Here is a 3,933-nt window from a genome sequence, read left to right as displayed (position 1 = left end):
TGGTCGTGATGTGATCGGCGGCGGTATTGCCGCCCGCATTTCCGGACCTGAGCACAGCGGCCACCGGCTCGCCGGACCCGCCCGAACCGTGGTCGACGAAGCCCATCAGCGGGTGGTGGCCGAAGGTCTTCTTCCAGATCGCAGCCGTGTCTTCCTTGCCGGAGTGCGCGATCACCAGGACGCCGTCCAGGTCCACAGTCACCGAGCCGGTCGCATCCGGCGCCGTCTGCCCGGCCAACGTCCACACGTGCTGGCGCACGTGGGACCGGGCACTGCGGATCGCGTTCAAGGCGCGTTGGCCGCCCGCTGCGAGTGTGTCGATCAGACGGGAGACTGTCGGGTCCGAGGCCACCGGCCCGAACACCGCCGGCCTCGGCCCGCAGCATGCCGACGTCGGCCAGGCAGTCGCCGCCAAGAGCGACCGCGAGCACCACATCCAGCAGGATCTTGCCGGGATCGTGCACCGCCCGCGGCTTGCGCCACGGTGCCAGAGCCGCCAAAGCTTCTGCAGGTTCCTGACCTTGGCCAGGTCCCCGTCCCTCGATGCCGTGAAGATGCGCTGGCGCAGTCGGCGTACGTTCTCCTGCGCGCGGTCCCAGTCAATGCTGTTCCAGTCCGCGAAGAAGCCGCCCTCCGGTCCGTTCACCCCGAGCACCGCCGGGGCGTCCAACTTGTCCTTCGGTACTGCCGCTGTTGCCATCGTCCCTCCCCACAGGCTCACCCGGCTCACGTCTGCGTCCTTTCGGACCCGGGCAACAGGGCCCGGTATCCGGCGAGTTGGCCAGGACCGCAGCGGAGAGGCCGCCGCACGTGCTGTCCCGGTTTCCCCTGGCCTTTCGGCCCACCGGCATTCGCTTCTTGAGCCGTCCTGTCCCGCTTCGTCACCGCGCCGTAACCGGCCAGCGGCGGACCGTTCTTGTTACGGGGAAGGACGCCGTAGCCGTCCTGGCGGGGCAGGTGGACGAGCACCGTGTAGCGGGACGTGCGCTCGACCAGCCCACAACGCGGCGGGAGAACGTGTCCAGGACGACCGCGCAGTACACCTTGCCCGCGAAGGTGGGGTGTTCGGTGATGTCGGTGCCCCGCAGCTGGTCCCGGGCGTGACGGGTGAAGTTTCGCTCGACCAGATCCGCACAACCGCCTCGTTGAGCTACAACGCCAAGCCTTCTGCTCCCCTGCAGGGCTCGCCCGGCGCCCGCCGCTATTACGACAAGCAGCGAGCCCGCGACTGTCAGTGCAACCCCGCTCTCCGTCAACTTGGCAACGGCCTCGCAGTCATCCTCCAGGGATGCCTCAAGACCGCACCCTCTACGACGAAGCGACCGCATGGTCACACCATACGTACCTCGCTACCGCTTGACATCCAGACACCATGGGATGTCTGGATGTCATGGTATTTGACTCTGGCGGGACCGCAGCAGCGTCTTCATAAAATGGTAGCGCTCAGGCGTCAGCGCCCGTGGTGGCTGGGCCATTTGTCATCCAGGCGTCCTTCTCCAAGGCTGCATTGTGTCTCTCCCCTTTTTCGGCCACCCCTCGGAGTATTGCTATGCCCAGGCGCAAGTTTGCCAACAAGCACAAGATTCTCTTGGCCGCCGCGGCCGGGAGTACAGTCGCGGTCATCGCGTGGGGCTTGGTGGCGAACGCAGGAGCTAGCGAGCCACGGAGCAGCTCCAAGGCGCCGGCATGGAAGGTCTTCGTCGCATCGACCTTCTCCCTGGCGAGCAAAGCGGGTGAGGCAAAGGCGGTGACTTACAACCCCGAGCTGGTGCCGGAGGGCGCCAGGATCCAAGTGAAGGAGGAACTTCGCCGAGACGGCGGGACGCGGATCGAACTGCGAGGGCGGGACCTGGTTCCCAACCGCGTATACGGTGCGCACGTCCACACCAAGCCGTGCGGCGAGCTACCCACGGACGCCGGGCCCCACTACCAGGACCGTGTGGACCCGACGCAGCCCTCGGTCGACCCTGCCTACGCCAACCCGCGCAACGAGGTGTGGCTGGACCTGGCGACCGACAAGGACGGTTCGGATCGGTCCATCGGCACCGTCGACTGGCGGTTCCGCGAGGGCGGTGCGCGTTCAGTGGTGCTGCACGAAATGGCCACAACCACGCACCAGGGCCACGCCGGAATGGCGGGTGCCCGCCTCGCCTGCATCAACGTGGCGTTCGAGTAGCCACTCCTCACGCAAATCTTCATCAGCACATGGAGAAGGCCTGAGACAAAGGCCGATCAGCCTCTGTGCACCCAACATGGGCGTGCCTAACCACGGCTCTGGACCATATTCCAGTAGTGGGCACCTGACAAGACGTCAGCACGACCGGCGGCCCCCCGGCAACCGGCAGCAGTGCCGCAACATTGCACCGATGTGCGCGCTGTTCTCGGACCGGCACGGCCGCCGATCCGCGAGGGCTTGGTCCCAGTTACTGCACACATGAATCGTTGTCTGAATGGTGATCAAAGAAAGTTGTCCATGAAAATTAACAAAACACTCCAGGGTGCTTTCTGTCTGGTCGCAGCCGGCTTACTCGCCGGCACAACGGGCGCGGCGGCAAATGCGTCTTCGGCCCCCAGCGGCGCTCTGGGGCAGGGTGGGGCAGCGCGTTCCGTGGCCCCCTTCGCAAAGCAGGACCCCTCACAGTGCACGGCTTTCAGCAAGAACGCAGACGCGAAGAAGGCCGCCGCTGCCGGTAGTGCGGCGATCGGAGCGTGGACCGAATTCCTCGACATGCCGGCAGCGCAGAAGCTGTATGACGCCTATCTCACGCCCGGTCCGGTAACGCATTCACGCACCGAGGTCCGCGACAAGAACGCCATCGCCGAGTTCCGGAACGCTGAGGAGACGAAGAAGGCTGTCAACGGGATCGTCAATAGCCTCAAGAGTAAGGTCGCCACCAAATCCGCGATTCCCGGGACAGACTACGACCTCAATAAGGCTGGTCTGGGATTGGATGTTCCGATTGCCTGGAGCGACCTGCAGACCACCCCGGGATTCATCGCGGGCGGTCAGAGCGGCGTGGCACTTGCCGATGGGACCTTCGTACCGGACCACCGGGCGATCGTCGGCAAGTACTCACTGATCGAGAAGACCTCGAACGGGAAGACCGTGGTCACCCTCAACGTGCACAGGCTGACCCTGACCGTGAAGGACTCGATCGACTTCTGTCCCGGCAACCTGGGCAGCGGCATCATCCGCAACGTCTCGCTGGGTCTGAGCCGCCTTGAACGGACCCCGTACCGTGACACGACAAAATGCGACGCCAAGGCGACGTGCTTCTACGCCCGGCCGACGCTCTTCGCGGTCACCGTGCCGCTCAACGACGTCTCCGTCGACGTGACGGACCTACTCCCCAAGAAGGTCGGATCCACCGTTTGATTTGGCCCGTGAGACACAACGGCTCGCACCACCAAGCAACGTAGCGGTGCGTGCCTGCTGTTGTTCGGCCAGGGAGGCCGGGCGGTGAATTCGAGGCTTCCGGCATCGCGGCGCCACCCTCTCTTGTGCGCACGCCGTGGGCACGGCTTCGAAGAACGGCGGGCAACCGCGGGATCAGCTCTTGTGCTTCCTCGGAACGACCGGCGCTCGGCCCGGAGCCGCCACCACAGTGAGGGCGGGGTTCTTGAACTCGACGGCCCGGTGGCGACAGTGCGGCTCCGATATGACGCGTCGTCGGCGATGTTGGAAGCTGCGAACAGGCTGGTGATGCCGTGCCGGTAGTAGTCGCTGGGGGTGCCCCTATCTCTTTCGTCAAGGGGCGGGGCGGTTGATTGGTGATGTTTCAGGCGGCTTGGGGGACGGGTTGAGGTTCGAAGAACGTGCCGTCGCGGAGCATGGCGGACAGGACGTCGACGCGGCGGCGGGCGAGACACATCAGGGCCTGTTTGTGCCGCTTGCCCTCGTCCTTCTTGCGCTGGTAGTAGGCCCGGGAAGCC

The 3,933-nt window shown here is 65.3% G+C and carries 2 protein-coding genes and 3 pseudogenes; 2 read left to right on the top strand and 3 right to left on the bottom strand.

The features are described from left to right. Together ABZ453_RS50650 and ABZ453_RS50645 are read right to left on the bottom strand one after the other, a co-directional pair. Positions 1-497: pseudogene (locus tag ABZ453_RS50650) on the bottom strand (transposase); the annotation flags it as partial. A 56-nt stretch (positions 498-553) separates the two neighbouring features. Beyond that, positions 554-700, bottom strand: a pseudogene (locus ABZ453_RS50645) (hypothetical protein); the annotation flags it as partial. 1,047 nt (positions 701-1,747) lie between these two features. On the opposite strand from ABZ453_RS50645, the gene ABZ453_RS50640 reads away from it, so the two are divergent. After that, positions 1,748-2,176, top strand: coding sequence for a superoxide dismutase family protein (locus ABZ453_RS50640; RefSeq protein ID WP_359026786.1), 429 nt, complete (start codon positions 1,748-1,750; stop codon positions 2,174-2,176). A 297-nt stretch (positions 2,177-2,473) separates the two neighbouring features. After that, positions 2,474-3,376, top strand: a complete 903-nt coding sequence (locus ABZ453_RS50635) for a hypothetical protein (protein WP_359026784.1) — start codon at positions 2,474-2,476, stop codon at positions 3,374-3,376. 403 nt (positions 3,377-3,779) lie between these two features. On the opposite strand, the pseudogene ABZ453_RS50630 reads toward ABZ453_RS50635, so the two are convergent. After that, positions 3,780-3,933, bottom strand: a pseudogene (locus ABZ453_RS50630) (IS110 family transposase); the annotation flags it as partial.

It is taken from the genome of Streptomyces sp. NPDC005799 (assembly GCF_040630525.1).
Taxonomy (GTDB): domain Bacteria; phylum Actinomycetota; class Actinomycetes; order Streptomycetales; family Streptomycetaceae; genus Streptomyces; species Streptomyces griseorubiginosus_B.
This window is presented reverse-complemented; position numbering and strand designations above follow the sequence as displayed.